Genomic DNA, 26440 nt, shown 5'->3' with positions numbered 1-26440 from the left:
CGCATCAAGCGCCCGGAACGGAGTCGTGCCGGTCGAGGGCGAGCCAGACGCGGTCCCGGGTGACCGGCATCTCGGTGAAGCGGACACCGGTGGCGTCGCGCAGCGCGTTGGCGAAGGCGGGGGCGACCGGGTTGAAGGGGCTCTCGCTCATCGACTTGGCGCCGAGCGGGCCGATGGCGTCGGTGGTCTCCATGAAGTGGACCTCCGTGCGCGGGACATCGGCGTACTGCGGGAGGCGGTAGCGGCGGAAGGCGGCGGTGGTGACCTCGCCGCGGTCGTCGACACGTACCGTCTCGAAGAGCGTCGCGCCCAGCGCCTGGGCTACGCCTCCCTCGACCTGGCCGCGGCACTGCATCGGGTTCATGACCTTGCCCGCGTCGGCGGCGTGGACGCTGCGCAGGATGCGGATCTCGCCGGTGCCGGGGTCGACGGCGAGGCGGAACCACTGGGCGTTGAAGGCGACGGAGCGGGGCGAGCCGCCCCAGTGGCCGTCGGCGGCCACCTCGTCCATGACGCCCTTCGCCTCGGCCGCCTCGTACAGCTCCTTCAGCGTCACCACCCGGCCCGCGCAGTCGACGGCCTCGGCCCCGAGTACGCACAGGTGGCGGGCGACGCCCGTGTGCCGGGCGGCGAAGGTCCGCAGCCGTTCGGCGAGCGAGCCGGCGGCGAGGAGGACGGCCTTCCCGGCCACCACCGTGCCCGCGGAACCGAAGGCGCCGGTGTCGTGGCGGACGACGTCCGTGTCGGACTGCCGGATCGTGAGGCGGTCCTCGGTGGTGTTGAGGGCGCCGGCGGTGATCTGCTTGTGGACGGTGGTGGTGCCGTTGCCGAACTCGGCCGTCCCGACGGCGATGTCGTACGTCCCGTCGGACAGGAGGGACACGCGGGCGTCGGCGTAGTGCCCGCCGGGCGGCCCGGTGGCGATCATCGCCATCGCCGTGCCCTGCCCGACCAGCCATCCCTCGGGCGCCTGCTCGGCGCTGGTGTCCTCGGCGATCGCCTTGCGCACGACCCCCAGGCACTGGTCGAGGCCGTAGGAAGCGATGTGGAGGTCCTCCTCCTCACCGATCGGGCTGAGCATGTGCTCGCCGGGGCCGATGATGTTCTTCTCGCGGAAGACCAGCGGGTCCATGCCGAGGCGGCGGGCCAGTTCGTCCATGACCGATTCGACGGCGAAGGTGACCTGCCCGAGGCCGTAGCCACGGAAGGCGCCGGCCGGGACCACGTTCGTGTAGACGGAGAACGCGTCGACCTTCTTGTGCGGGGCTCGGTAGACGGCGAAGGACTCGCCGACGCTGTGGAACATGACGGCGGGGCCGTGGTTGCCGTAGGCCCCGGTGTTGGAGACCACGCGCATCTGGATGGCGGTCAGGGTGCCGTCGGAACGGGCCCCGACCTTGATACCGATGGTGAACGGGTGGCGGGTGGTCGCTCCGTAGAACTGCTCGCCCCGGGTGTACTCCAGCTTCACCGGCCGCCGTAGTTTCAGTGCCGCCAGGGTGACGATGTCCTCCGTCAGCATCTCCTGCTTGCCGCCGAAGCCGCCGCCCACCCGTCCCGCGACGACACGGACCTCGTCCTCGGGCAGGCCGTACAGGGCGCACAGCGCGCGGCGCGTCAGGAACGGGGTCTGGGTGGAGGAGCGGACAGTGAGGCGCTCGCCGGTGCCGTCCTCCTTGGGCTCGAAGTAGGCGACACAGCCGTGGGTCTCCAGGCTCGCGTGCTGGACGCGCTGGGTGCGGAAGGTCTCCTCGTAGACGACGTCCGCGTCGGCGAAGCCGTCCTCGACGGAGCCGATCTCGCCGTGCACCTCGCCGGCGACGTTGTTCTCCACGCGGGAGATCCGCACCTCGGGGCCCTTGCCCTCGTGGATGACGGGGGCGCCGGGGGCCATCGCCTTCTCGGGGTCGGTGACGTACGGGAGTTGCTCGTAGACCACCTCGATCCGCCGGCAGCCCTCCTCGGCGGCCTGCTCGCTGTCGGCCACCACGGCGGCGACGCGCTGGCCGACATAGCGGACGGTGTCGTCGAGGACGCGCGTGTCGTCGGGGTCCTCGGTGGGGTGCTCGTGCCGGGCCGAGGAGTACAGGGTCGCGGGGGCGTCCTCGTGGGTGAGGACGGCCTGTACCCCGGGCACGCGCAGGGCGTCCGCGGTGTCGATGGAGACGATACGGGCGTGCGGGTACGGGGAGCGCAGCAGTTTCAGGTGGAGCAGCCCGGGGACCTCGACATCGAAGGTGTAGCGGGCGGTGCCGGTCACGACCTGGGGGCCGGCGGGCGCGCCGAGACTCTTGCCAACTGCCTTGCCTGCACAGGGGCGTTCAGTGTGCCGCACGCCTCGTACGGCGTCCTCGATGGCGCGATATCCGGTGCACCGGCAGATGTTGCCCTTGAAGGCACGGGGCAGGTCGTCCAGTTTGCCGTCGTCGTACTCGGTGCCCTGCTCGGCTTCGAGGGCGGCCGTCGTCATCAGGAATCCGGCGGTGCAGAAGCCGCACTGGAACCCCTGGGCGGCGAGGAACTTCCGCTGGACGGGGTGGAGCTCACCCTCCGGGGACGCGAGGCCTTCGACCGTCGTCACACTGCGGCCCTCCGCCCGTACGGCCGGATACAGGCAGCTGTGGACCGGCTCCCCGTCCACATGGACGGTGCAGGCGCCGCAGTCTCCGGCGTCGCAGCCCTTCTTCACCCCGAACCAGCCGCGCTCGCGCAGATACGTACGCAGACACTGGCCGGCCCGTGGGTCGGTGTCGAAGTGCTGGTCGTTGACCTCGATGTCGAAGCTCATCATGCACCGTCCTGAGAGAGCCGGGTCAGTTCATGACGGACTTCCTCGGCGAGGCGGAACCCCATGTGCCGCCGCCACTCGGGCAGTCCGTGGATGTCGTCGAACCAGTCGTCCTCGCCCACGGCCGCCTCGATGGCCCGCCGGAGCTCGCCCTTGTCCGGCGGCAGGGGGAACCAGAGGCGGAAGGGCCGTACGGTCGCCGCGCTGATCGTCACCGCCATCGACCCGTCCACCGGATCGAGCGCCCCGATGACCAGCGCTCCCGAGCGGCCGAGCCCGTACAGCGACGCCTGGCGGAAGGCCGTCCGGCAGCCGAGTGCCCGCGCGGGCAGGGTGAGCGAGCGGAGCAACTCGCCCTCGCCCAGGTCCTTGCGACCCGCGCCGGTGATGAAGTCGGCGACCTTCACGGTCCGCCTCACTCCGGCCTGCGACTGGAGCAGGCACGTGCCGTCGAGCGCGGCGGTCAGCGAGATCATGGGCCCGGCCGGCAGCCCGTTGCAGAGGTTCCCGCCCACGGTGGCCATGTTCCAGATCTTGAACGAGGCGAGAAAGGCACGGCAGCACTGCTCGAACAGAGGCGCCGCCTCGGCCGCGAACTGCCGCCCGAAACGCGAGAGTTGGGCAATGGTGCATGTCGCCGCGATCTCCAGCGCCCCGTCCTCACCGAGGGTGAGTGACTCCCAGCCCATGCGGCTCAGATCCACCAGGCGCCGCAGATGAGGCTGCGGCTCGGAGAACAGGTACGTGCCCCCGCCCAGCCACGCGTCGCCCGGTTGCCAGGGCTCCCGCAGCCGGCCGTCACGCACTTCCTTCACCGTGTTCAGATCCATGTCTCCAACGCCCCTCAGCTGCTGCCTCACAGCCAGTGAAGCCGGGAGCGAGTCCGGAAACGACTGGTTCACCACACGGAAAACCCCGCCCCGACACCGTGGGCATTGGTTGAACGACCAAGTAGGTTCTGCCCTCGGCGCACCGGGGTCGCGGACCGCATCTGTCCGCGAGAGGTGCCAGGGTGATGCAAGGGCCGCAGACGCACTCCGCCGCGGATCCTCTGCCCGCACACACGCGCCACGCCACGAACGGAGCACCCCGTGAGCCGCCACATCCAGGTCACCTTCGATGCCCACGACCCGCGGGCACTGTCGTCCTTCTGGCGCGACGTACTGGGCTACGTCCACCCCGGCCCGCCCGGCGTCGACGTGCCCGAGGGCGCCGACCCCCTGGCCGCGTGGGACGACTTCCTCGCGCGGATCGGCGTACCGGAGGAGCAGCGCAACACGAGGTCGGCCATCGAGGACCCGGAAGGGCAGGGCCCGCGGCTGTTCTTCCAGCAGGTGCCGGAGGACAAGGCCGCCAAGAACCGCGTCCACCTCGACGTCCGTGCGGCACCCGGACTGGAGGGGGAGGAGCGCATGGCGGCGCTCGAGGCCGAGTGCGCGCGGCTCGTCGCGCTCGGCGCCGCGCGGGTACGACGCGATGAGCCCGCTCCCCCGCTGAGCACCGGCTACATCGTGATGACCGACCCGGAGGGGAACGAGTTCTGCCTCGACTGACGTGGTTCGGCCCGTAGTTGCGGGGCTCTACCTGCGTCCGGGGCGCAGGGCGTGCTGGGCGGCGAGGCGGACGGGGGCGTTCTGGGCGCCGTAACCACGGTATCCGCCGTCGCGTTGAACCAGTTCGAAGAAGACCCGGCCGACCGTTTCCGTGTAGAAGTGGCGGAAGGTGCCGTGCTCGTCACGGTCGTAGAGGATGCCGAGTTCCCGGTACGTCTCCGCCTCGCCGGGGGCGAGCTCGAAGCGGGCCGCCAGGTCGTCGTAGTAGTTGGGCGGTACGGGCAGCGGGCGGCCGCCCGCGTTCTGGAAGGCGCGCGCGGCGGCGACCACGTCGTCCGTCGCGAGGGCGATGTGCTGGGCGCGGCCGGCGTCGTCGGCGGGGCCGGGGCCGATACCCAGGGCGATCCGCACCCTGCCGTCGTCGTTCGTGACGGCGCGGCTGCGCAGCAACCCGTAGGGGTCGGCGACGTCGACGCTCTCCTGCGGCCTGAGCCCGAGGACCGTGCGGTGGAAGAGCGCGGCCTCGTCGAACTGGTGCCAGGGCTGGGTGAGGGCGAGGTGGTCGATCCGCAGGACGGCGCCCCGCCGGTCCCGGTCAGGTTCGCCTGAGCCGTCGCCGTCGCCGGGTAGCGGCGCGAAGTCCTCCCGCCAGTTCGGCAGGCCCTCCCGGTCCGTCGCGCAGAAGAAGATCTCCACGCCGTCGGGCGCGGCCACCGCGTCCAGCGGGGCATCCTCGGGCGCCCGGTGGCGGGGCAGTACGGGGGCGAGGAGCGAGTCTGCGCGAGCGGTCGCGGCCGCCGGGTCCGGGGACTCCAGGCCGAGCGCGGCCAGGGAGAGTCCGTCGCGGTGGCGGACGGGATCCGTGGTGACGAGGATGCGGGCCTCGCCGCGCTGCCACAGTTCGACGGGCTTGCTGCGATGCCTGGCGGCCCGGGCCAGGCCGAGCCCGCCGAGGAGCGCGGACACGGCACCGGCGTCCGGGGTGGTGAGTTCCGCGAAGGCGAAGCCGGTGGGCTGGACCGGTGCGGGCGGCGCCGTGAGGCCGGCGGCCTCCTGGAGGAGCATCAGGGAGCGCCGGGCGTCGACGGCGGTGGGGCCCGCGTCGGCCTGCCGGAAGACGTCGTTGAACACTTCGAGCGAGAGCGGGCCCGGGTAACCGGCGTTGATCACGTGCCGGACGAGTCCGGTCACGTCCAGGCCGCCCTGCCCGGGGAAACAGCGGTAGTGGCGACTCCACTGGAGCACGTCCATCGCCATCAGCGGGGCGTCGGCGAGCTGCAGGAAGAAGATCTTCTCGCCGGGGATGTCCTCGATGCCCTTGGGGTCGGAGCCGCGGGCGAGGATGTGGAAGCTGTCCAGACAGGTGCCGAGCGCCGGGTGCCCCGCCGCCTCGACGATGCGCCAGGCGTGGTCGTACGTGCTGACGTGGCGGCCCCAGGCGAGTGCTTCGTAGGCGACGCGTACGCCGTGTTCCTGCGCCGACTCCGCGAGCCGGTACAGGTGTTCGGCGGCGAGCGCGTCGTCGTCGACGGCGAGGGGCGACACGCTGGAGCACACCAGGACGGTGTCGGTGCCGAGCCGGTTCATCAGCCGGAACTTGTGCTCGGCGCGGCGCAGGTTCCGCTCGAACTCCTGCGGCGGCACCGCCTCGATGTCCCGCATCGGCTGGTAGAGGTCGATGGTCAGGCCGAGGTCGGCGGTGCGGGCCCGGATCTCCTCGGGGGTGAGCGGACTCGCGAGGAGATCGTTCTCGAAGATCTCCACCCCGTCGAACCCGGCCGAGGCGGCGGCGGTCAGCTTCTCGGTCAGGGATCCGCTGAGCGAGACGGTGGCGATCGAGGTACGCACGACGGTGCTCCTTGAGAGGGAGGAGGAGGGGGCGGTGGGGGGCCGGGGTCAGCCTCGGGCCGTCGCCGCACCCGCGAGTTCGGCGATGTCCGCGAGCATCCGCGTGACGTCCGGCTCGCGGCGCGTGAAGAGCCGGAACGCGTCGGCGGCCTGGAACACCGCCATGCCCGCGCCGTCGAGCGTGGCGCAGCCCAAATCCCGTGCGGTGTGCAGGAGTTCCGTCTCCAGTGGGCGGTAGACGACTTCCGCGACCCAGAGGGACGGGCGAAGCAGATGGGCGGGGAGCGGGAGTCCCGGGTGGGCGGCCATGCCGGTGGGTGTGGCGTGGACGAGGCCGTCGGCGCGGGCGAGGGGCTCTTCGATGCGGTCCGGGGTCCCGGCGGACGCGCGGCCCTCGCCGAAGTGCCGGTTCAGCGACGCGGCCAGGTCCGCGGCGCGCTCGGGCAGCGCGTCCACGACGGTGAGGTGGCCACCGCCCAGGGTGAGCACGGCGTGCGCGACGGCCGCGCCCGCGCCGCCCGCGCCGAGCTGCACGACCCGGTCGAGCGGGGCGTCGGGCAGGCCGCGGGCGAAGGAGGCCGCGAATCCGGTGACGTCGGTGTTGTGGCCGACGGCGCGCCCGCCCTCGAACACGACGGTGTTGACGGCGCCGAGCGCCTCCGCCTGCGGGGCGAGCTCATCGAGATGCTCAATGACGAGCTGCTTGCAGGGGTGGGTGATGTTCAGGCCGTCGTAGCCCACGGCCCGCGCCGCCCGCACCAGGTCGCCGACCCGGTCCGGGGCGACACCCAGGGCGTCGATGTCGATCAGCCGGTAGAGATGGCGCAGGCCCTGGCGGTCGGCCTCCCGCTCATGGAGCGCGGGGCTCAGCGAGGGGCCGATGCCCGAACCGATCAGACCGACGAGACAGGAGTCCTGGGACACCGCGCTCCTCCTAATGTACGAACTGGTTCGTTAGTAATACCAGGAAGGCGTCATCCTGGAAAGGGCAGCCGGTCACCAGCCCCGGCCCTGCTTCTACAATCACCAGCACAGAACCGACCCGGAGGAACGCATGGCCACAGTCGAAGAGCCGACGCGACCCGCCGGACGGATCCGCGACGCCGCCCGCACCCGGGCCGAGATCCTCGACGTCGCCACCCAGGAGTTCGCCCGCGCCGGATACACGGGCGCCCGCGTCGACGAGATCGCGGCCCGCACCCGCACCACGAAGCGGATGATCTACTACTACTTCGGCGGCAAGGAACAGCTGTTCACGGCGGTTCTGGAGCACACGTACTCGGCGATCCGGCAGGCCGAGCAGGAGGTCGACGTCGACCATCTGGACCCGGTCGCGGCCATCCGCCGGCTCGCCGAGCTCACCTTCGACCACCACGAGGCGCACCCCGACTTCATCCGCCTGGTCGCGATCGAGAACATCCACGAGGCGGAGCACATCGCCGCCTCCGAGCAGCTCGGCGCGCTCAACTCGCCCGCGATCGAGGTGATCCGCCGCATCCTCGACGCCGGACGCGCGTCGGGCCTGTTCACGGCCGAGATCGACGCCGTCGACCTGCACGCGATGATCAGCTCGTTCTGCTTCTTCCGGGTCTCGAACCGGCACACGTTCGGCGCGCTCTTCGGCCGTGACCTGGTGGCGGAGGACCGGCGCGAGCACTACCGGACCATGCTCGGCGACATGGTCATCGCCTATCTGACGGCGGACCGCACCGAGGACTAGGGGCGGGTGCCGGGAGGGCACCTCGTGCGGAAGTTTTCGCGGCCCACCTCTTGACACGCGGGTAACGCCAGCGCAACATCCGTAGCCATCCGCTACTAACTACCCAGTGGGTTAATTAACCGCTCGCCCTGCCCCAGGGCCGGAGAAAGACACCGCGACACCACCCCGCACCCCTCCGCTCGCTTCATCGCCGAAGCGTCCCCCTAGGAGTACGCCGTGACCGTCCCCTCCCCCGGCGCCGCAGCGCCGCCTCGCGCCCCCGAGGCCCAGCCGCGCAAGGCAGCGCTCGCGGCCTGGACCGGCAGCGCCCTGGAGTACTACGACTTCTTCATCTACGGCAGCGCCGCGGCCCTGATCTTCCCCAAGGTCTTCTTCGACGAGTCCGACCCCGCGAACGCGACGCTGCTCTCCCTCGCCACCTTCGGCGTCGCCTACGCCGCCCGCCCCGTCGGCGCGCTCTTCCTCGGCCACATCGGCGACCGGCTCGGCCGCAAGAAGATCATGGTCTTCACGCTGATCCTGATGGGCCTGTCCACATTCCTCATCGGCTGTCTGCCGAGCCGCGCTCAGGTCGGCTCGCTCGCCCCCGTGCTGCTCGTGCTGTGCCGCGTGCTCCAGGGCATCTCCGCCGCGGGCGAGCAGGCCAGCGCGAGCTCGATGACGCTGGAGCACGCGCCGCCGGGCCGACGCGGCTTCTTCACGAGTTTCACCCTCAGCGGCACGCAGGCGGGCCAGCTCATCGCCACCCTCGTCTTCCTCCCGGTCGCGGCCCTGCCCGAGGACCAGCTGCTCTCGTGGGGCTGGCGCGTCCCGTTCTGGCTGAGCGTCGCCGTCGCCGTCGTCGGGTACGCGATCCGGCGCTCCCTGGAGGAGACCCCGGCCTTCGCCAAGCAGGCGGCGACGGAGGGCGTCGTGAAACTGCCGCTGGCCGTGCTGCTGCGCGACCACTGGGCCGACGTCCTGCGCGTCGTCGCCGGATCCCTGATCGCCTCCGTGAGCACGATCTTCACCGTGTGGGCCCTGTCGTACGCGACGAGCGACTCGGTGGGCATGGACCGGTCCGGGATGCTGTGGGTGGGCGCCCTCGCCAACGTGGCGGCCCTCGGCGCGATCCCGCTCTGGGCGAAGCTCTCGGACCGTATCGGCCGCAAGCCGGTCTACCTCGTGGGCGCGGGCGGCAGCGCCGTGCTCATGGCCTGCTATCTGTGGGCGATCTCCACGGGTTCGTACCCGCTGGTCCTCGTCCTCGGCATCCTCACCTTCGGCGTCGTGTACAGCGCGGCCAACGGTGTCTGGCCGTCCTTCTACGGCGAGATGTTCACGACCCGCGTGCGGCTCTCCGGTGTGGCGATCGGTACGCAGATCGGCTTCGCGGTGGCCGGGTTCGCGGTGACGTTCGCGGCGCAGCTCGCGGGCCCGAACGGCGACGACTGGTCCACGGTCGCCCTGTTCACCGCGGCGCTCTGCGTACCGCCGGTCATCGCAGCCCTCACCGCGCGCGAGACGCACCGGGTGCCCGCGGACCGGCTCGGCCTGCGCCAGGAGGCCGGGGCCCCCGGCCGCGTACCCGCCGAGGCCTGACCTCGCAACCGCCCACGACGGCCGAACTGCCCTGCGCTGCCCCGCACTTCACCACCGGAATTCATACCGCGCCGAATCGGAGCCGGTGGCGGGGCCGCGCCGTAGGGTTGATCTCCCGGCCACAGATGGGGGATGGCATGCAGCGCTATGAACGGCTCCGGCAGATCCGGCGGCTCGACCCGGACCGGGACTGGCTGACGATCTACCGGCTGACCGCCACCTACGAATTCCCGTGGGACCTCACCCGGGCACTGGAGCTGGCGCTCTACCGCACCTATGCCGTGCCAAGCATCGGCCGACTACTCGCCGAAACAGGAGAACTGACGGAGCGTCCGCAGAAGCGGTACGACGACACCTCGCTGCTGCTGGACACCGTCGTCGAGCACGGCTTCGACAGCGTCCAGGGGCGCACGGCGATCCGCCGCATCAACCAGATGCACCGCAGCTACGACATCAGCAACGACGACATGCGGTACGTCCTGTGCACGTTCGTCGTCGTGCCCAGACGCTGGATCGACGCCTACGGCTGGCGCCGCCTCTCGCGCCACGAGGTGATCGCCTCGGCGCACTACTACCGCGCGCTGGGCCGGCACATGGGAATCCAGGGCATCCCGGAGTCCTACGAGGAGTTCGAGACCTGCCTCGATACGTACGAGGCCGAGCACTTCGGCCGGGACGAGGCCGGGCGACGGGTCTCGGACGCGACGCTCACTCTCATGGCTTCCTGGTATCCGGGCGTCCTGGAACCGGTGTTGAAGAAGGCGACGGTCGCGCTGCTCGACGAGCCGCTCCTGCGCGCGTTCGACTACGAGCCACCGAGCCCTCTCACGCGCACGCTCGTCCGGGGCGCCGTCCGCCTGCGCGGCCGTGCGGTACGTCTGCTGCCGCCCCGCCGCGCGCCGCACCAGGCCCGCCAGAACTGGGAGATCAGGGGCTATCCGAACGGCTACCGGGTCGGTGAGCTCGGCACGTTCCCGACGCCGGGCCTGCGCGGCTGCCCCGTCCCGCACGCGACGCCGGGCCTGCGCGGCTGCCCCGTCCCGCACGCGGCGCCGCCCGGCGAGGGTTCAGGGGATCACAGGCCGCCGCCGCGCACGACGTAACTGCACTGCGTGTACGAGTATCCCGGCCTGATCTCGCTTCCGGCGGCACGGTCGGAGATGGCCGCCGTCGTGTCCGCGCTGTGCTTGTGGAGGAAGTGGTACCTCCCGGCGGGCAGCCTGATCGTGGCCTTCGGGTACGTCCTGCTCGCCTTGCAGGCCTTGCTCCTGCCGGCCGACTCGCTCGCATACATCGTGCACGAGCCGCAGGCGGCCAGCTTGACGCTGCCGGTGACGGGGCCCGTGTAGAGGACCTCGACGGGGCCGGGGCCGTCGTTGGTGACGACGAGCGTCATCCGCGTGCCGCCCGGACTCCCGGCGGGCGGAAGGCGGTTACCGGCGGCGGGACGCACCCCGGCGATCTCCGCGGCGATGGCGATGTCCTCGGCCCTGGCCCTGTTCCTGCTGTTCTTGTACGTGTCCGCGAAGTCGGCCAGCGTCTTGCGTGCGTCGCCGAACTTCTTGTCCTTGAACTCGTCGACGCCGCAGGCATACACGCCCTTCTCGACGCCCTTGTCGACGTCGGTCGCCACGCCCGCTCCCGCATCGTCGGGGAGCGCGCCGGCGGTCTCGCCGATGCTGCGCAGTTCGTCCGTGGCCGTGCAGGGTTCGGCGCCGCCGAGGCTGCGGTCGCGGGCGGCGACGGCGTCGCGCAGGGCGCCTGCGACCTGTCCCGCCTGCTCCGACTTCGGGAACGTACGCAGGAGTCGGCCCAGTTCACCGCCTTCGGATCCGGCGGACTCGGTGCCGAGCTTGGTGGTGCCGCAGGCGTAGAGGGAGGCGGCGAGCGGCTTGTCCGGCCAGGTGGCGAGGGAGCCGAGCACGTCGCGGTCCATGCCCTTGCCGGGCACGGCCCTCAGATAGGTGAGCGGCTCGATCGCTTCGCAGTCCTTCTTGTCCGTGTACGGCTTGGCTACGGCCCTGTAGTAGGCGTCGAGCCGGTCGGGCACGAGCCCGGCGGCCTTGGATCCTGCGTGGTCGTGGGCGAGTTCGCGGTAGCGGGCGAGCGCGGTCGTGTAGTCGCCGCGGCCCTCGGCGAACGAAGTCCGGGCGGCGGCCTTAGCGACGAGCGCGTCGGCGTCGTCGAGGCGGCCGAGCAGCATCTCCTCCACGGCGTCGTCGCGCGCGGCGTCGTACGCGACGACGCCTCCGGCGGGCGCGGCGAGCAGCACGATCCCGAGAGCTGTCGCCACAACCGGGCTGCGCAGTGGGGTGGTTGCGGCTCGCCGTGCCGCGTCCAGGGCGGCGACGAGCAGCAGGAGCCCGTACCCGACGAGCAGCCCGGCCGGTACGCCTTCGGGTTCGGCGGGCAGCGCGAGTACGAGCAGCGCGGCGGTGGCGGCGAGGCAGACCGCGGCCAGGACCCAGCGCCTCAGCAGGAGGTAACCGGCCCCGAGTCCACTGAGGTTGAGCAGGCCGGCGGCCACGGCCCGCACAGGATCGACGGGGGCCTTGGGTGCGTGGGCCACCGGCGGTGGCGGGGGCGGTCCGAAGGTGGGCGGACAGGCCGGCGGGGGCGGTGCGGCGGGGTATGCCTGCGGCGGTGTGTGGCTTGGCAGTCGGGGTGCGGCCGGCCCTGACGCCGATCCCGTCGTGACGGGCGCCCCGGAGCCTGGAGGTCCGAGACTCGGCGCGGAACCCGGACCCGCGTCAGGGTCAGTGGCGCCGGGCGCCGAGCCGATCGGGCCCGCCTCCTGAACCGCCGCCGGCTCCCGCGTCACCGCATCCCGGGGAATCGAGTCCGCCGGCACCGCATCCCGCGGCTCCCGCTCCTCTGATCCCGCCCCCGCGTGCCCATCCCCCACACCCATCTCGGTCCCCCAACCGTCAGGCGTCGCGCCAGAGGGACACCATCCGCAACGGCGCACGCGCTGTCAATCGTGCGCGCACGCCACGGTCGGCCCTGCCTTCCGAGGCCACGAGGCGCATCAGCGCGCCGCCGCCGGCATCTCCGCAGACCAGAGAGCTATACACCATGACTATACATTCCGCGTATACACACTATGTATAGTCCTCGCATGCCTACCGCGAATCAGAAGATGAGGAAACCCAGGGCCGCGTTCCACGCCGCCGCCGCGCTCTTCACCGCCGGTGCCCTGGCCTTCGGCCTGAGCGGCTGCACGTCGTACGACACGACCGCCCCGAGCGGGGCCAGGGCCGACAGGAGCCACACGGACGCCAAGAACGCGCCGGCCTCACTGGGGACCGTCGACTGCCGCAGGGCGAAGTGCGTGGCGCTCACATTCGACGCGGGCCCGAGCGAGCACAGCGCGCGGCTGCTCGACATCCTGAAGGAGAAACATGTCCCCGCGACGTTCTTCCTGCTCGGCAAGAACCACATCGCGAAGTACCCGGAGCTGGTCAGACGCATGGAGCGCGAGGGTCACGAGGTCGCGAGCCACACCTGGGACCACAAGATCCATCACCGACATCGGCGACGCGCAGATACGGGAGGAGTTCGAGCGGCCCGACGACGCGATAGAACAGCTGACGGGGAAGCGGCCGACGTTGATGCGGCCGCCGCAGGGCCGCACGAACAACCACGTCAGCGAGCTCGCCAGGAAGGAAGGGCTCGCCCAGATCCTGTGGAGCGTGACGGCCAAGGACTACACGACGAACGACTCGGCCGTGATCAGGAAACGCGTCGTCGACCAGACGAAACGCGACGGGATCATTCTGCTGCACGACATCTACAAGGGCACCGTGCCCGCGGTCCCCGGCGTGATCGACGAACTCAAGGCGAAGGGCTACGTGTTCGTGACCGTGCCGCAGCTCTTCGCGCCGGGGAAGGCCGAGCCGGGCAAGATCTACCGGCCCTGACCCGCCTCCCCCGTGCTGCCCGGGTCCCTACAGGGTGACCCTCAACTCGCCGTAGCCGTAACCGATGAAGGACTCCACGTGCGGGGCAGCGCCCTCGCTCGCGTCGAGCGCGAGGGCGGGGAAGCGCTCGAACAGCGCGGGCAGTGCGATCGCCGCCTCGAGGCGGGCCAGCGGCGCGCCGACGCAGTAGTGGACGCCGTACCCGAAGGCGAGGTGTTCCTTGTCCACGCGTGCGACGTCGAAGGATCCCGCGTCCTCGCCGTGGCGCAGCGGGTCGCGCCCGGCCGAGGCGTACGTCGCGAGGATCGCGTCGCCCTGCGGGATCTTGACGCCGTCGGGCAGCTCGATGTCCTCGACGGCGTACCGCAGTGGCAGGTTGGCGATCGAGGGGGCCCAGCGCAGGGTCTCCTCGATCACGTCGTTCCAGGGGATCTCGCCCGCGAGGACGCGGGCCAGCTGGTCGGGGTGGCTGAGCAGAGCCTGCACGGCGTTGCCGATGAGGTTGACGGTCGTCTCGTGACCGGCGCCGATGACGAGCAGCAGTGTGTCGATGAGCTCCTGCTCGGTGAGGCCCGAGCCGTCCTCGTCGTCGCGGGTGGTGATCAGGACGCTGGTGAGATCGTCGGCGGGCGTCTCGCGCTTGAGGGCGACCAGGCCCCCGAGGAGTTCCTGCACCTCCTGCCAGATGGCCATGGCCTGTTCGGGGGTGACGGTGGTGTCCATGATGCCCGCGATGAGGCGCGCGGCGTCGGCCTGCCGGTCCTCGGGCAGCCCGAACAGTTCGCAGATGACCTGCATGGGCAGCGGGTGCGCGTACGCGGCGCGCAGGTCGACGCGGCCGTCGGGCGCCCCGGCCATCCGGTCGAGGAGGCCGGCGGTGAGCTCCTCGATGCGGGGGCGCAGGCCGTCGGTGCGGCGCTTGGTGAACGCGGGCGAGATCAGCTTGCGCAGGCGCCGGTGGTTGCTGCCGTAGGCGGTGAACATGTTGGTCACGCCCACCCAGGAGTTGACCCATGTCTCGCGGAACTCGCCGTTGATCCAGGCGGGCCAGTGCTGGTTGGGGTCCTTGGAGACGCGGTCGTCGGCGAGGAGTTGCTTGAGGATCGTGTACCGGGTCGGGGCCCAGGCGCGTATGCCGCCCGGGAGTTCGACAAGGGCGGCGGTGCCGCGTGTGCGCAGCAGGTCGGCCTCCGCGTGGAGTCCGCGTCCCGCGGGGTCGATGACGTGGGGGTCGTGTGCCATGGGGCGCTCCAGCCGGCGTGGGGGTTTCATGATCAAATCGGCACAACAGATCGTAGGGTCTCAGGAGTGAGGAAGCACGGCGATCCGCCGCGCGCCGGGCAGCGCCGCGAAGGGCGCCCGCGGATCTAGGATCCGGGCGTGGCCTTCTTCCGAATCACCCGTGAATCGCCGCTTTCCGCCGCCGAGGCGTGGCGCCGCATGACGGACTGGGAGCGGCACGGGGACGTCGTCCCCCTCACCCGTGTCAGGCTCGCGACCCCGCCTCCGACCGGCGAGGGCACCGTCTTCGTGCCGCGGACCGGCGTCGGGCGCCACACCTTCGACGACCCCATGGAGGTCGTTGACTGGGCGCCCCCGTACGGCGACTCGGCCGGGCGGTGCCGCCTGGAGAAGCGCGGCACGTTCGTCACCGGCTGGGCCGAGATCGAGGTGGCGCCGTACGGCGCCGGGTCCCTCGTCGCATGGCGCGAGGAGATCCGCGTCCGCCCGCTGCCGCGATGGTGCGACCCGCTGCTCGCGAGGGCGGGCCGCCTGATGTTCGGACGGGCGGTCAAGAAGCTGCTCCAGTACGGAGGTTGAGCCGCAGGAGCATTCACCCTCTTCCGATGACGCGCCTGGCGCCTGCGAGGACCGCCGTCGCCAGGGTCCAGCCGGAGACCACGAGGAAGACGGCGACGGCCTTGCCCGCGCCCTGCGGATCCCAGGAGCCGCGGTAGCCGAGGCTCGCCACGGGGATGAGCAGGTCGACGCTGTAGAGGACCGGGTCCCAGGCCCGCTGTCCGGAGCCGCCCACCGCGCGCGGCTCGTGGAAGGCGAACCACAGGGAACCCGCGGCAGCCAGGGAGAGCAGCCAGACGAGCGCCCGGCGCGGGGCGTAGCCGTAGCCGAACAGGAGGTCCTGGACCAGGCCCCAGGCGCGCCCCGACAGCCGGTCGAGGCGGCGCACGTGGCGCTCCCTCGCGTGCCGCACGGTGCGCGCGGACCGCTCGTCTCCCGCGCTCTCGTACGACGTCGCCAGCTGCTCGAAGGAGCCCGCGCCCGCGTTCGGGTCGCGGGTCAGCCAGCCGATGCGGGCGCGGACGTCGACGGGTCCGGCGGATTCCAGGCGCTTGTACGTGAAGCCCTCCAGGTTGAGCCGGCCCGGGGCGGCCCACGTGGCGGCCGAGTCCACGAGCACGTCGACGGCCGCGTCCTGGAGGACCACGGCGTCGGTCGGTGGTTCGCGCAGATCGAGGCGGAGTCGTGGGACCCGGAGCCGGCTCAGGAGCAGTGCGCCCGCGGGTGCGCCGATGACGCTGTCGTGGAACGTGACCACGCCCTCGATCACGGCGGCGCGCAGCAGCACCTGCCCGGCGCTGCGGAAGCCCCAGTCGGCGTACAGGCCGCGCCCGCAGGCGAGTCCGGTGCCGTCGAGGCCGCCGACGTCCGCACCGTTGAGGTTCAGGGCGTACGCGATCTGGGCGTCCCTCAGATAGAGGGCGCCGGAGGCGGTGAGGCCGCGCGCGTGGACCGAGCCCGCCACGTTCAGGCGGGGGGCGAGCAGGGACCAGGGGCCGGAGTCGGCGACCGTGAGCTCTTCGACGACGAGGTTGCCGTCTATGCGCGCGTCGGCCAGTTCCAGTACGGCCGACGTGGAGTCCTCCGGCAGGCGGCGCGGGACCCGCGGGCCGTCACCGGCCGCGGGCGGGGCGGTCAGCGGCTGAGGGACGGGCGTTCCACTGCCGAGCGTGGCTCCGGACAGGCGCAGGTCGCCGTCGACGGTGATCCGGTTCGCGTGCAGGGCGGGCGCTTCGGAACCCGACAAGTTCAGTGCGCCGACGGCGAGTTCGGCGAGTCGGAGTGGCTCGTCGAAGACGCAGTCGACCAGTTCGAGGACGGTGTCGACGCGGCAGCGGGACAGGTCGAGCCGCCCGCGCACCCGCAGCCCCTCGAATCTGAGCGGGCCGCCGGTGCCGCCCTCGTGTCCGGTGATCTCCTCGCGCAGCCGGGCCGCGTCGACCGTGGCGCCCGGCGCCGGGCGCCACCTCGGACGCCTGCTCCCCCTGAGACGTGCCATCGTCGCCTCCCCCTTCTCTTCCTCCTCGCAGGAGATATCACGCGAGGGCGAACACGCGCGCGGTCCTTGCGGTGATACTGAACTGATGGACCGCTCCTCCCAGTTCGCGCCGTTCGGTACCCGCGCTGCCGCGCTGCTCGGCCAGTGGCAGCAGCAGAACCACCGCCCGCTGACCGCCCCGGCCTGGCTCGACACCGGTGGCAGCGGTGCGTCCCTGGCCTCCGTGTTCGTCCGGGACAGCGATCCGGGGCGCACCAAACGCCGGATGATCATCAAGCTCTGTTCCCCGGACGGCGACTCCTCGATGGAACCGGGGCGGCTCGTCGCCGCGAGGCGGTCCCTGCCGAACGGCGACACCTCGTTCCCCCGCGACCATCTCGTGGAGCAGCTCTACGATCCGATGCCGGTGGACGACGCCTGGCTGATGTTCCAGGGCTTCGCGGGCAACGACGAGACCATGGTGACGCTCAGCACGATCCTGCGGCAGCGGCGCATGCCCGGCGTCGCCGCGCAGATCACGCGGTCCCTGCTGGCCGACTGGAATCCGGACGAGGACTCGGACGGGCAGATGTCCGCGGCCTCGTTCGTCTCCGAACTCCTCGACCGACGCCTCGAACCGGCGGAACCCCTGGCCGTGTGGGTCCGCGACAAACTGGGCCTCAACCTCGATACCGCGTGGATCAGACTGGGCCGCCCGAACGCAGCGCCGGTCCCCAACCCCGTACACCTGACGGGAAATTGTCCGCTCGCGGCGCGCACCATCGACTACCCGATGCGCGGCCGGGCGCACGGCGATCTGCACCCCGGCAACATCATGGTGCCCAGGGAGCCCGACGCGGACATGGACCGCTACGTCCTGATCGACCTGTCGCGCTTCGACGAGCGGGCGCTGCTCGCCCGTGACCCCGTGCATCTGCTGCTCTGCCTGGTGGCCGACTTCCTGCCGCACCTTTCCGACGACGCCCGCGCCGAGCTCCTCGACCTGCTCATCGGCCGGGACACCCCGGGTCTGCTGATCCCGCAGGGCCTGGCCCGGACGGTCGACGAGGTGCGGAAGGCACCGGGCGGCTGGCTGCACCAGCGCACCATCTCGGGCCAGTGGACCGGTCAGTGGCTCCTGTCGATGCAGGCGTGCGCGCTGATGTTCACGGCCCGCGTCCGGTACGACGCGCGGGACCGGTGGTGGTTCTTCCGGCTCGCGGCGGAGGCGGCCGGAGCTTGTCTGGGGCCGGCCGAAGCGTACGAGCCGGGTGAGGTGAAGTTCGTGCCGGGGCCACGGGAGGCCGAACCGAAGGTGGTGGAGGTGGTGGTGGCCGCGGCGGCGAAGGTGCCGAAGCAGGTGACACCGCCCGAAGCGAAGCCCGGGGCGGAGCCAGGTCCCGTACGTGTCCCCGCCCCCGCACCCGTACGGGAGCCAGCCCCCGAGACTCCCCCGGAGCCACTCCCGGGCACGCTCCCGGCGCTCCTCCTGGACCTCGGCAACGCCTTCGGGACCGGGCTCGAAGAGCTCAGGCAGCAGGAGGCGGGGTCGGTCATCGCCAAGACGCTCGGCTTCATCAGAGAGCAGGCCTACCGAGGACAGATCGATCTCTCGGCGCTGCTCGACGCCGCTGCCGGCACCCTCGGCGAAGAGGACCGGTCCCGCCTCCACGAGGTCCGCGGGCACCTCGCCAGTGTCACCGAAGCAGCGAACGAACCGGGGTTCTCACACAAACAGCCGTTGTTCGTAAGGGACTTGGCTCATCGGGCACTCGTCATGAGGATCGACCAGCTGCTCGTATCCGCGCGAGACGCGGCGCTCGGCCTGCAGGCCGGTCGGGCCGGTAAGACCGGTCAGGCCACGGACCCGATCCGGACGGAGGGTGCCCGCGCTCCGTCGGGGTGAATCGGCGTGTGGGCGCCGGTCAGCGCGACGCCGCTGCCGCCGCGCCGGTTGGCGACGATCTCCGAGGCGATGGACAGGGCCGTCTCCTCGGGGGTGCGGGCGCCCAGGTCGAGGCCGATCGGCGAGCGCAGGCGCGCCAGTTCGAGTTCGGTGACGCCGACGTCGCGCAGGCGGTCGTTGCGGTCGAGGTGAGTACGGCGGGAGCCCATGGCGCCGACGTAGGCGACGGGCAGGCGCAGCGCGAGCTGGAGGAGCGGGACGTCGAACTTGGCGTCGTGGGTGAGGACGCACAGGACGGTGCGCCCGTCCGTCTGCGTACGCTCCAGGTACTTGTGCGGCCATTCCACGACGATGTCGTCGGCGTCGGGGAAGCGGGCCGGCGTGGCGAAGACGGGGCGCGCGTCGCACACCGTCACGTGGTAGCCGAGGAACTTGCCGATCCTGACGAGCGCCGCCGCGAAGTCGATGGCTCCGAAGACGATCATGCGCGGCGGGGGGACGGACGACTCGACGAGGAGGGTGAGGGGCTGCCCGCAGCGCGAGCCGCTCTCGCCGATTTCCACGGTGGCGGTGCGTCCGGCGTCGAGGAGCGCGCGGGCCTCGCCGGCCGCGGTGCGGTCCAGTTCGGGGTGCCCGCCGAGGCTGCCCTCGTAGCCGCCCGCGAAGCCGCTCTCGGGGTCGCTGTCGTCGCGTACGAGGATGGCGCGGCCCATGAGTTCGGCCGGGCCCTCGGTGATGCGCGCGACCGCCGCCGCCCTGCCTCGGGCGGCGGCGGACAGCGCCGTCGCGAGCACCTCCCGTCCCGGGGTGTCCGCGCGAACCGGGGTGACCAGGATGTCGATGATTCCGCCGCAGGTGAGCCCCACGGCGAAGGCGTCGTCGTCGCTGTAGCCGAAGCGTTCGAGGACGGTCTCGCCGTCCTGGAGCGCCTGTCGGCACAGTTCGTAGACGGCGCCCTCCACACAGCCGCCGGAGACCGAGCCGATCGCTGTGCCGTCGCTGTCGACGGCGAGTGCGGCGCCCGGCTGCCGGGGCGCGCTCCCGCCGACGGCCACCACGGTGGCCACGGCGAAGTCGCGTCCCTGCTCGACCCACCGGTGCAGCTCTTCGGCGATGTCCAGCATCTCTAGGTCTCCTTGTCGGTTGCGTGGAGGGCGCGGGGCCCTCACGGGCCGGGCGTCAGTGGACGCCCAGCCATCCTTCGATCGGGTTGAGGGCGAAGTACACGAGGAAGATCACCGTGAGGCCCCACATGAAGGCCCCGATCTCCCGGGCCTTGCCCTGGGCGACCTTGATGGCGACCCAGGAGATGACGCCCGCGGCCACACCGGTGGTGATGGTGTAGGTGAAGGGCATCAGGACCACGGTCAGGAAGACCGGGATCGCGGTGGCGCGGTCCGCCCAGTCGACGTGCCGGGCGTTCATCATCATCATCGCGCCGATGACGACGAGGGCGGCGGAGGCGACCTCCTGGGGCACGATCGCGGTGACCGGGGTGAAGAACAGACAGGCCGCGAAGAACAGGCCGGTCACGGCGGACGCGAGGCCGGTGCGGGCTCCCTCGCCGACGCCGGTCGCGGACTCGACGAACACGGTCTGACCGGAGCCGCCGGCGACACCGCCGATGGCACCGCCCGCTCCGTCGATGAACAGAGCCTTGGACAGGCCCGGCATGCGGCCCTTGTCGTCGGCGAGCTTGGCCTCGGTGCCGACGCCGATGATGGTGGCCATCGCGTCGAAGAAGCCGGCGAGGACCAGGGTGAAGACGATCATGCCGACGGTCATCGCGCCGACTTTGCCCCAGCCACCGAACTCGACATGGCCGAAGAGCGAGAAGTCGGGCGTCGAGACCGCGCTGCCGTGCAGCTCGGGGGCTCCGTTGGCCCACTGCTTGGGGTTGATCACATCGAGCGCGTTGAGAATCATCGCGACGACGGTGCCGGTGATGATGCCGATCAGGATGGCGCCGGGGGTGTTGCGGGCCTGGAGCATGAAGATCAGGAGCAGGGTGCCCGCGAAGAGCAGGACGGGCCAGCCGGCGAGTTCTCCGGTGGCGCCGAGCATGAGCGGGGTGGCCTTGCCGACCTGTACGAAGCCGGACTTGTAGAGGCCGATCAGGGCGATGAAGAGGCCGATGCCCATCGTGATGCCGTGCTTGAGCGCGAGAGGAATCGCGTTCATGATCATTTCACGGAGGCCGGTGACGACCAGGAGCATGATCACCACGCCGTACATCACGCACATGCCCATGGCCTGCGGCCACGTCATCTCGGGGGCGACCTGCGAAGAGATCACACCTGAGACGGAGAGGCCGGCGGCGAGTGCGAGCGGCACCTTGCCGACGAAGCCCATGAGGAGCGTGGTGAACGCCGCGGCGAAGGCGGTGGCGGTGATGAGGGCCTTCTGGCCCATCATGTCGCCCGCCACGTCCTTGCCGGACAGGATCAGGGGGTTGAGCAGCAGGATGTACGCCATGGCCATGAAGGTCGTGACGCCGCCGCGCACCTCACGCGCGACAGTCGATCCTCGTTCGGATATGTGGAAGTACCGGTCGAGCCAAGACCTGCCGGCCGACGGACGCGAGCCTGCGCCCGCGTCTTCGGCGGTGGTCTTCGGCTCCAGAGACTGCTGGGTCATGGTGCCTACTCCCAAGGTTCACAGGGACACCCGCACAAACTTGGTTGGAGATCGCGGGATTTGGGATGGTGCGTGGGCTGCACGACCCGGGGGACGGCCCGAGACGAACGGGGTAATGCGTAGCTGTGTTACGCAAGAAACCGTGCTGCTGGTGTTGCTACCGGTGGTGCTGGTGGCGCCTTTGGTGCTGGTGGTGCTGGTGGTGGTGCTGGAAAGAACCGCGAGCGGTGCGGTACTTGAAGGCTCCGGACGGTGCGGGCTGGGAAGTGTGACGTTCCTGGGAGGCACGCACCGTCCGGAGAGCTTTGTCAGGCCGGGCCCGTTCCCGTGAGGTGCTCGGGGCGTACCGGAGTCCGGTCGAGCTCCAGGCCCGTCGCGTTGCGGATCGCCGCGAGGACGGCCGGCGTGGACGACAGGGTCGGGGCCTCGCCGATGCCGCGCAGCCCGTACGGGGCGTGGTCGTCGGCGAGTTCGAGCACGTCGACCGGGATGGTCGGCGTGTCGAGAATCGTGGGGAGCAGATAGTCCGTGAAGGACGGGTTCCTGACCTTCGCGGTCTTGGGGTCGACGACGATCTCCTCCATCACCGCGATGCCCATGCCCTGGAGGGTGCCGCCCTGGATCTGCCCGACGACGGACAGCGGGTTGAGCGCCTTGCCGACGTCCTGGGCGCAGGCCAGCTCGATGACCTTGACCAGGCCGAGCTCGGTGTCGACCTCGACGACGGCGCGGTGCGCGGCGAACGAGTACTGCACGTGACCGTTGCCCTGACCGGTGACCAGGTCGAAGGGGACGGTGGGCCGGTGGCGCCACTCCTCCTCCACCTCGACGACGTCGCCCTCCAGGACGTCGACGAGATCGGCGAGGACCTCACCTCCGTCGGTGACGACCTTGCCGCCCTCCAGGAGGAGTTCGGCCGTCGCCCACGCCGGGTGGTAGGTGCCCTTCTTGCGGCGCCCGATCTCCAGGACCTTCTCGCGCACCAGCTCGCAGGCGTTCTTGACGGCTCCGCCGGTCACGTACGTCTGGCGCGACGCGGACGTGGAGCCGGCCGAGCCGACCTGCGTGTCGGCGGGGTGGATGGTCACCTGCCCGACGCCCAGCTCGGTGCGGGCGATCTGCGCGTGGACGGTGATGCCGCCCTGGCCGACTTCCGCCATGGCGGTGTGCACGGTGGCGACGGCCTCGCCGTTGATGACCTCCATGCGCACCTTGGCGGTGGAGTAGTCGTCGAAGCCCTCGGAGAAGCCGACGTTCTTGATGCCGACCGCGTAACCCACACCCCGGACGACGCCTTCGCCGTGCGTGGTGTTGGACAGACCGCCGGGCAGCTGGCGCACGTCGGAGCCCTCGCTGGACTCCCACTGGCGCTCCATCGGCAGCGGCATCGCCTGGACACGGCGCAGCAGTTCGGCGACCGGGGCCGGTGAGTCGACCGGCTGGCCCGTCGGCATGAGCGTGCCCTGCTCCATGGCGTTGAGCTGCCGGAACGCGACCCGGTCCATGCCCACCTTGTCGGCGAGCTTGTCCATCTGGGCCTCGTACGCGAAGCACGCCTGGACCGCGCCGAAGCCGCGCATGGCGCCGCAGGGCGGGTTGTTCGAGTAGAGCGCGATCGCCTCGATGTCCACGTCGTCGATCACGTACGGACCGACGGAGAGCGACGAGGCGTTGCCGACGACCGCCGGCGAGGCGGAGGCGTAGGCACCGCCGTCGAGGACGATCTTGCACTTCATGTGCGTGAGCTTGCCGTCCTTGGTCGCCCCGTGCTCGTAGTAGAGCCTCGCGGGGTGGCGGTGGACGTGCCCGAAGAACGACTCGAAGCGGTTGTAGACGATCTTGACCGGCTTGCCCGTGCGCAGCGCCAGGAGGCAGGCGTGGATCTGCATGGACAGGTCCTCGCGGCCGCCGAAGGCGCCGCCGACGCCGGAGAGCGTCATGCGGACCTTGTCCTCGGGCAGGCCGAGGACGGGGGCGATCTGCTTGAGGTCCGAGTGCAGCCACTGGGTGGCGACGTACAGGTCGACGCCGCCGTCCTCGGACGGCACGGCCAGACCCGACTCGGGGCCGAGGAACGCCTGGTCCTGCATGCCGAAGTAGTACTCGCCCTTGACGATGAAGTCGGCCTTCTTGGCGGCCTCTTCGGCGTTGCCGCGGACGATCGGCTGGCGGTGCACGATGTTCGGGTGCGGGACGTGGCCGATGTGGTGGTCGTCGCGGCCCTCGTGGACGAGGATCGCGTCCGGCGCGGTCGCGCTCGCCTCGTCGGTGATGACGGGGAGTTCGCGGTACTCGACCTTGATCTTGGCGGCGGCGCGGCGCGCGGTCTCCGGGTGGTCGGCGGCCACGATGGCGACGGGCTCGCCGTGGTGGCGGACCTTGCCGTGGGCGAGGACCGGGGTGTCCTGGATCTCCAGGCCGTAGTTCTTCACGTCGGTCGGCAGGTCGTCGTACGTAAGTACCGCGTAGACGCCGGGAGTTGCCAGGGCCTCGCCCGTTTCGATGGAGAGGATCTCGGCGTGCGCGACCGGGGAGCGCAGGATCTGGCCCCACAGCATGTCCTCGTGCCACATGTCGGACGAGTACGCGAACTCGCCGGTGACCTTGAGGGTGCCGTCCGGGCGGAGCGTGGACTCGCCGATGCCGCCCTTGGTCTTGGATCCCTGCGTGACGTTGAACGGGATGCCGGTGGTGCGTGTGTCGGCCATGGCGTCAGGCTCCCTGGCTCGGAACAGTTGCGGACTGGCGCGCGGCGGCGAGCCGTACCGCGTCCATGATCTTCTCGTAGCCCGTGCAGCGGCACAGGTTGCCCGACAGGCCCTCACGGATGTCCGCGTCGGACGGGTCCGGGTTGCGCTCGAGCATCTCGTCGGCGGCGACCAGGAGACCCGGCGTGCAGAAGCCGCACTGGACGGCGCCGGCGTCGATGAACGCCTGCTGGATCGGGGAGAGTTCATCGCCCTCGCCGGTCTGGGAGTCGCTCGGCTTGGACTGCCACTGCTGGGCGTCCTGGAGCGAGGTGCCCGCCTTGCCGGCCTTGCCCGCGTCGTCGCCGCAGGCGCCGCTCGCGCAGCCCCCGTGCTGTGCGCGCTGCCTGGCGAAGTCGGCGAGACCCTCGACGGTGACGACGTCGCGGCCCTCGACCTGGCCGGCCGCGACCAGACACGAACAGACCGGTACGCCGTCGAGGCGGACGGTGCAGGAGCCGCACTCGCCCTGCTCGCAGGCGTTCTTGGAGCCGGGCAGCCCCATGCGCTCACGCAGGACGTACAGGAGGCTCTCGCCCTCCCACACGTCGTCGGCTTCCTGCTGACGGCCGTTGACCGTGAAATTGACGCGCATTACGCGACTCCCTCCGTGCTTGCGGCGGTGCCGCGGTAGGACTCCCAGGTCCACGTCAGGGTGCGGCGGGCCATGATGCCGACGGCGTGCCGGCGGTAGCTCGCGGTGCCCCGGACGTCGTCGATCGGGTTGCAGGCGGCCGAGCAGAGGTCCGCGAACTGCTTGGCGACCGAAGGGGTGATGATCTTGCCGTTGTCCCAGAAGCCGCCCTCTTCGAGCGCAGCGTTCAGGAACTCCTCGGCGGCCTTGGCGCGGACCGGGGTCGGCGCGGCAGAGCCGATGCCGGTGCGGACCGTACGGGTCTCGGGGTGCAGCGCCAGGCCGAAGGCGCACACGGCGATGACCATCGCGTTGCGGGTGCCGACCTTGGAGTACTGCTGCGGGCCGTCGGCCTTCTTGATGTGGACGGCCCGGATGAGCTCGTCGGCGGCGAGCGCGTTGCGCTTCACGCCGGTGTAGAACTCGTCGATCGGGATACGGCGCGAGCCGCGTACGGACTCCACCTCGACCTCGCAGTCGGCGGCGAGGAGCGCGGGGTGGGCGTCACCGGCGGGCGACGCGGTGCCGAGGTTGCCTCCGACGCCGCCGCGGTTGCGGATCTGCGGCGAGGCCACCGTGTGCGAGGCCAGGGCCAGGCCGGGCAGCTCGGCGCGCAGGTTCTCCATGATCTCGGTGTAGGGGACGGAGGCGCCGAGGCGGACGGTGTCCTGCCCGACCTCCCATTCGCCGAGCTCTCCGATGCGGTTCAGGTCAAGGAGGTACTCGGGGCGCCGGTGGTCGAAGTTGATCTCGACCATCACATCGGTGCCACCCGCGAGCGGCACAGCGGTGGGGTGCTCGGCCTTGGCGGCGAGCGCCTCCTCCCAGCTGGCGGGGCGAAGGAAGTCCATGAGCGGCTCTCTTCTTCGTGATCTCGTGGTCGGTCGTTCGAACGGATCGAGCCACGGGATGTGCGGACCTCGAAGGCTCGTTCATGTGCTGTTTACGTGGAGTGGGCTCAGTACACAGCGCGGCACTCCGCCGTGGTCAGTCACGGAAACCATGAAGGAGTTGGCTGGCCAACCGGGACGTCTTGTAGATTCATATAAACGGCGGGCCCCGGGAACCTCACCGCTTTCCCCCTGAAGCGCAGAACCACACGCAACACGGACACGGTGCCCGGGAAGCGGCTCCGGCCGCCTCGCCGTCAGGCAAGCACAATCTTCGAGACAGATCGGCGGCAACGAGATGCGGCTGCGCGCCCTACTTGATACAGACGCGCTGGGCCTCAGGCTGCTCGGCGGCGAGGACGAACTGGACCGCACCGTGCGCGGTGTGATGACCACCGACCTGCGGGACCCCAGCCGCTACCTCTCCGGCGGCGAGCTGGTCCTCACCGGGCTCGCGTGGCGCCGGGACGCGGCGGACTCCGAACCGTTCGTCCGCATCCTCGCGACGGCCGGCGTGGCCGCGCTCGCGGCCGGTGAGGCCGAGCTCGGGGACATTCCCGACGACATCGTCGAGGCATGCGCACGCCACCGGCTCCCGCTGTTCGCGGTGAACGAGTCCGTCGCCTTCGCGACGGTCACCGAGCACGTCGTGCGCCAGGTCTCGGGCGAGCGGGCCGGCGACCTGGCCGCCGTCGTCGACCGGCACCGGCGCCTCATGACGTCCGGCCCCGCGGGCGGCGGCCCCGACGTGGTCCTCGACCTTCTCGGCACCGACCTCGACCTGCGCGCCTGGGTACTCTCCCCCGCGGGCCGGGCCATCGCCGGGTCGAGCGCGGCGGGCCCCGAGCTGCCCGCCGGCGTCTGCGCCCGCCTCGCGGCCGAGCACCTGGCGGCCACCCGCACGGGGCGGCGCGGGCCGCACCGGGTGACGATCGAGGG

The 26440-nt window shown here is 71.1% G+C and carries 20 protein-coding genes and 1 pseudogene; 9 read left to right on the top strand and 12 right to left on the bottom strand.

Going from position 1 to position 26440, the window contains the following annotated elements:
• Positions 1–4 precede the first annotated feature (4 nt).
• Together CG723_RS02035 and CG723_RS02030 are read right to left on the bottom strand one after the other, a co-directional pair.
• Entirely contained in the window at positions 5–2788 is a 2784-nt protein-coding gene (locus CG723_RS02035) for a molybdopterin-dependent oxidoreductase (RefSeq protein WP_100591407.1), read from the bottom strand.
• Positions 2788–3618, bottom strand: coding sequence for an FAD binding domain-containing protein (locus tag CG723_RS02030; RefSeq protein WP_100591406.1), 831 nt, complete (start codon positions 3616–3618; stop codon positions 2788–2790). Before CG723_RS02030 ends, CG723_RS02035 begins: the two co-directional genes overlap by 1 nt.
• A 261-nt stretch (positions 3619–3879) precedes the next feature.
• Between CG723_RS02030 and CG723_RS02025 the strand changes: the two genes are divergently transcribed.
• Positions 3880–4341: a VOC family protein gene (locus tag CG723_RS02025; RefSeq protein ID WP_100591405.1), complete on the top strand. Its 462-nt coding sequence runs from the start codon at positions 3880–3882 to the stop codon at positions 4339–4341.
• Between the two features lie 27 nt (positions 4342–4368).
• Here CG723_RS02025 and CG723_RS02020 read toward each other — a convergent pair whose 3' ends face one another.
• On the bottom strand, positions 4369–6189 hold the full coding sequence (locus CG723_RS02020; RefSeq protein WP_100591404.1) for a bifunctional sugar phosphate isomerase/epimerase/4-hydroxyphenylpyruvate dioxygenase family protein: 1821 nt from the start codon (positions 6187–6189) through the stop codon (positions 4369–4371).
• A 48-nt stretch (positions 6190–6237) separates the two neighbouring features.
• On the bottom strand, positions 6238–7113 hold the full coding sequence (locus CG723_RS02015; RefSeq protein ID WP_100591403.1) for a shikimate dehydrogenase: 876 nt from the start codon (positions 7111–7113) through the stop codon (positions 6238–6240).
• 130 nt (positions 7114–7243) lie between these two features.
• Between CG723_RS02015 and CG723_RS02010 the strand changes: the two genes are divergently transcribed.
• The 3 genes from CG723_RS02010 (at position 7244) to CG723_RS02000 (ending at position 10593) form a co-directional block, all read left to right on the top strand.
• A complete protein-coding gene (locus tag CG723_RS02010; RefSeq protein WP_100591402.1) occupies positions 7244–7909 on the top strand; it encodes a TetR/AcrR family transcriptional regulator in 666 nt (221 codons plus the stop codon).
• Between the two features lie 216 nt (positions 7910–8125).
• Positions 8126–9490, top strand: a complete 1365-nt coding sequence (locus tag CG723_RS02005; RefSeq protein ID WP_100591401.1) for an MFS transporter — start codon at positions 8126–8128, stop codon at positions 9488–9490.
• 137 nt (positions 9491–9627) lie between these two features.
• On the top strand, positions 9628–10593 hold the full coding sequence (locus tag CG723_RS02000; protein ID WP_100591400.1) for an oxygenase MpaB family protein: 966 nt from the start codon (positions 9628–9630) through the stop codon (positions 10591–10593).
• On the opposite strand, the gene CG723_RS01995 is transcribed toward CG723_RS02000, so the two are convergent.
• Positions 10566–12059, bottom strand: a complete 1494-nt coding sequence (locus CG723_RS01995; RefSeq protein WP_100591399.1) for a hypothetical protein — start codon at positions 12057–12059, stop codon at positions 10566–10568. The genes CG723_RS02000 and CG723_RS01995 overlap by 28 nt on opposite strands.
• A gap of 570 nt (positions 12060–12629) precedes the next feature.
• Between CG723_RS01995 and CG723_RS01990 the strand changes: the two are divergent.
• Positions 12630–13410 (top strand): annotated as a pseudogene (locus tag CG723_RS01990) (polysaccharide deacetylase family protein).
• 27 nt (positions 13411–13437) lie between these two features.
• Here the strand turns inward: CG723_RS01990 and CG723_RS01985 are convergent.
• A complete protein-coding gene (locus CG723_RS01985; protein ID WP_100591398.1) occupies positions 13438–14652 on the bottom strand; it encodes a cytochrome P450 family protein in 1215 nt (404 codons plus the stop codon).
• A 138-nt stretch (positions 14653–14790) separates the two neighbouring features.
• Here CG723_RS01985 and CG723_RS01980 point away from each other — a divergent pair, with 138 nt between their 5' ends.
• Positions 14791–15231, top strand: coding sequence for an SRPBCC family protein (locus tag CG723_RS01980; RefSeq protein WP_100591397.1), 441 nt, complete (start codon positions 14791–14793; stop codon positions 15229–15231).
• 13 nt (positions 15232–15244) lie between these two features.
• On the opposite strand, the gene CG723_RS01975 is transcribed toward CG723_RS01980, so the two are convergent.
• Positions 15245–16708: a hypothetical protein gene (locus CG723_RS01975; RefSeq protein WP_100591396.1), complete on the bottom strand. Its 1464-nt coding sequence runs from the start codon at positions 16706–16708 to the stop codon at positions 15245–15247.
• Positions 16709–16793: 85 nt separating this feature from the next.
• On the opposite strand from CG723_RS01975, the gene CG723_RS01970 reads away from it, so the two are divergent.
• Positions 16794–18593, top strand: coding sequence for a hypothetical protein (locus tag CG723_RS01970; protein ID WP_100591395.1), 1800 nt, complete (start codon positions 16794–16796; stop codon positions 18591–18593).
• Here CG723_RS01970 and CG723_RS01965 read toward each other — a convergent pair.
• Together CG723_RS01965 and CG723_RS01960 are read right to left on the bottom strand one after the other, a co-directional pair.
• Complete coding sequence (locus CG723_RS01965) at positions 18542–19717, bottom strand: XdhC family protein (protein ID WP_100591394.1); 1176 nt, start codon at positions 19715–19717, stop codon at positions 18542–18544. The two genes, CG723_RS01970 and CG723_RS01965, sit on opposite strands and share 52 nt — an antisense overlap.
• Positions 19718–19772: 55 nt before the next feature.
• Positions 19773–21230, bottom strand: coding sequence for an NCS2 family permease (locus CG723_RS01960; protein ID WP_100591393.1), 1458 nt, complete (start codon positions 21228–21230; stop codon positions 19773–19775).
• 142 nt (positions 21231–21372) lie between these two features.
• Here CG723_RS01960 and CG723_RS46010 point away from each other — a divergent pair, with 142 nt between their 5' ends.
• Complete coding sequence (locus CG723_RS46010) at positions 21373–21561, top strand: hypothetical protein (protein WP_159032367.1); 189 nt, start codon at positions 21373–21375, stop codon at positions 21559–21561.
• On the opposite strand, the gene CG723_RS01955 is transcribed toward CG723_RS46010, so the two are convergent.
• Genes CG723_RS01955 through CG723_RS01945 form a run of 3 tightly spaced genes read right to left on the bottom strand, consistent with a single transcriptional unit; the run spans position 21539 to position 25462 of the window.
• Positions 21539–23938, bottom strand: coding sequence for a xanthine dehydrogenase family protein molybdopterin-binding subunit (locus CG723_RS01955; protein ID WP_100591392.1), 2400 nt, complete (start codon positions 23936–23938; stop codon positions 21539–21541). The two genes, CG723_RS46010 and CG723_RS01955, sit on opposite strands and share 23 nt — an antisense overlap.
• A gap of 4 nt (positions 23939–23942) precedes the next feature.
• Positions 23943–24572: a (2Fe-2S)-binding protein gene (locus CG723_RS01950; RefSeq protein WP_100591391.1), complete on the bottom strand. Its 630-nt coding sequence runs from the start codon at positions 24570–24572 to the stop codon at positions 23943–23945.
• Positions 24572–25462 (bottom strand): FAD binding domain-containing protein, encoded by an 891-nt coding sequence (locus CG723_RS01945; RefSeq protein WP_100591390.1) that lies wholly within the window; start codon positions 25460–25462, stop codon positions 24572–24574. Before CG723_RS01945 ends, CG723_RS01950 begins: the two co-directional genes overlap by 1 nt.
• Positions 25463–25799: 337 nt before the next feature.
• Between CG723_RS01945 and CG723_RS47285 the strand changes: the two genes are divergently transcribed.
• Positions 25800–26440 (top strand): PucR family transcriptional regulator ligand-binding domain-containing protein (locus CG723_RS47285; protein WP_234374091.1); only part of this gene is annotated, 641 nt, incomplete at its 3' end.

The sequence above is a fragment of the Streptomyces sp. CB01635 genome (assembly GCF_002803065.1).
Classification (GTDB): Bacteria; Actinomycetota; Actinomycetes; order Streptomycetales; family Streptomycetaceae; genus Streptomyces.
This window is presented reverse-complemented; position numbering and strand designations above follow the sequence as displayed.

What these genes read in the sequence shown, in the direction of transcription:
- CG723_RS01965 (WP_100591394.1), bottom strand. Translation starts at nt 19,717, where the DNA reads ATGCTGGACATCGCCGAAGAGCTGCACCGGTGGGTCGAGCAGGGACGC.
- CG723_RS01950 (WP_100591391.1), bottom strand. Translation starts at nt 24,572, where the DNA reads ATGCGCGTCAATTTCACGGTCAACGGCCGTCAGCAGGAAGCCGACGAC.
- CG723_RS01945 (WP_100591390.1), bottom strand. Translation starts at nt 25,462, where the DNA reads ATGGACTTCCTTCGCCCCGCCAGCTGGGAGGAGGCGCTCGCCGCCAAG.
- CG723_RS02035 (WP_100591407.1), bottom strand. Translation starts at nt 2,788, where the DNA reads ATGAGCTTCGACATCGAGGTCAACGACCAGCACTTCGACACCGACCCA.
- CG723_RS01970 (WP_100591395.1), top strand. Translation starts at nt 16,794, where the DNA reads ATGGACCGCTCCTCCCAGTTCGCGCCGTTCGGTACCCGCGCTGCCGCG.
- CG723_RS01960 (WP_100591393.1), bottom strand. Translation starts at nt 21,230, where the DNA reads ATGACCCAGCAGTCTCTGGAGCCGAAGACCACCGCCGAAGACGCGGGC.
- CG723_RS01955 (WP_100591392.1), bottom strand. Translation starts at nt 23,938, where the DNA reads ATGGCCGACACACGCACCACCGGCATCCCGTTCAACGTCACGCAGGGA.
- CG723_RS02010 (WP_100591402.1), top strand. Translation starts at nt 7,244, where the DNA reads ATGGCCACAGTCGAAGAGCCGACGCGACCCGCCGGACGGATCCGCGAC.
- CG723_RS02030 (WP_100591406.1), bottom strand. Translation starts at nt 3,618, where the DNA reads ATGGATCTGAACACGGTGAAGGAAGTGCGTGACGGCCGGCTGCGGGAG.
- CG723_RS01985 (WP_100591398.1), bottom strand. Translation starts at nt 14,652, where the DNA reads ATGGCACACGACCCCCACGTCATCGACCCCGCGGGACGCGGACTCCAC.
- CG723_RS02000 (WP_100591400.1), top strand. Translation starts at nt 9,628, where the DNA reads ATGCAGCGCTATGAACGGCTCCGGCAGATCCGGCGGCTCGACCCGGAC.
- CG723_RS01975 (WP_100591396.1), bottom strand. Translation starts at nt 16,708, where the DNA reads ATGGCACGTCTCAGGGGGAGCAGGCGTCCGAGGTGGCGCCCGGCGCCG.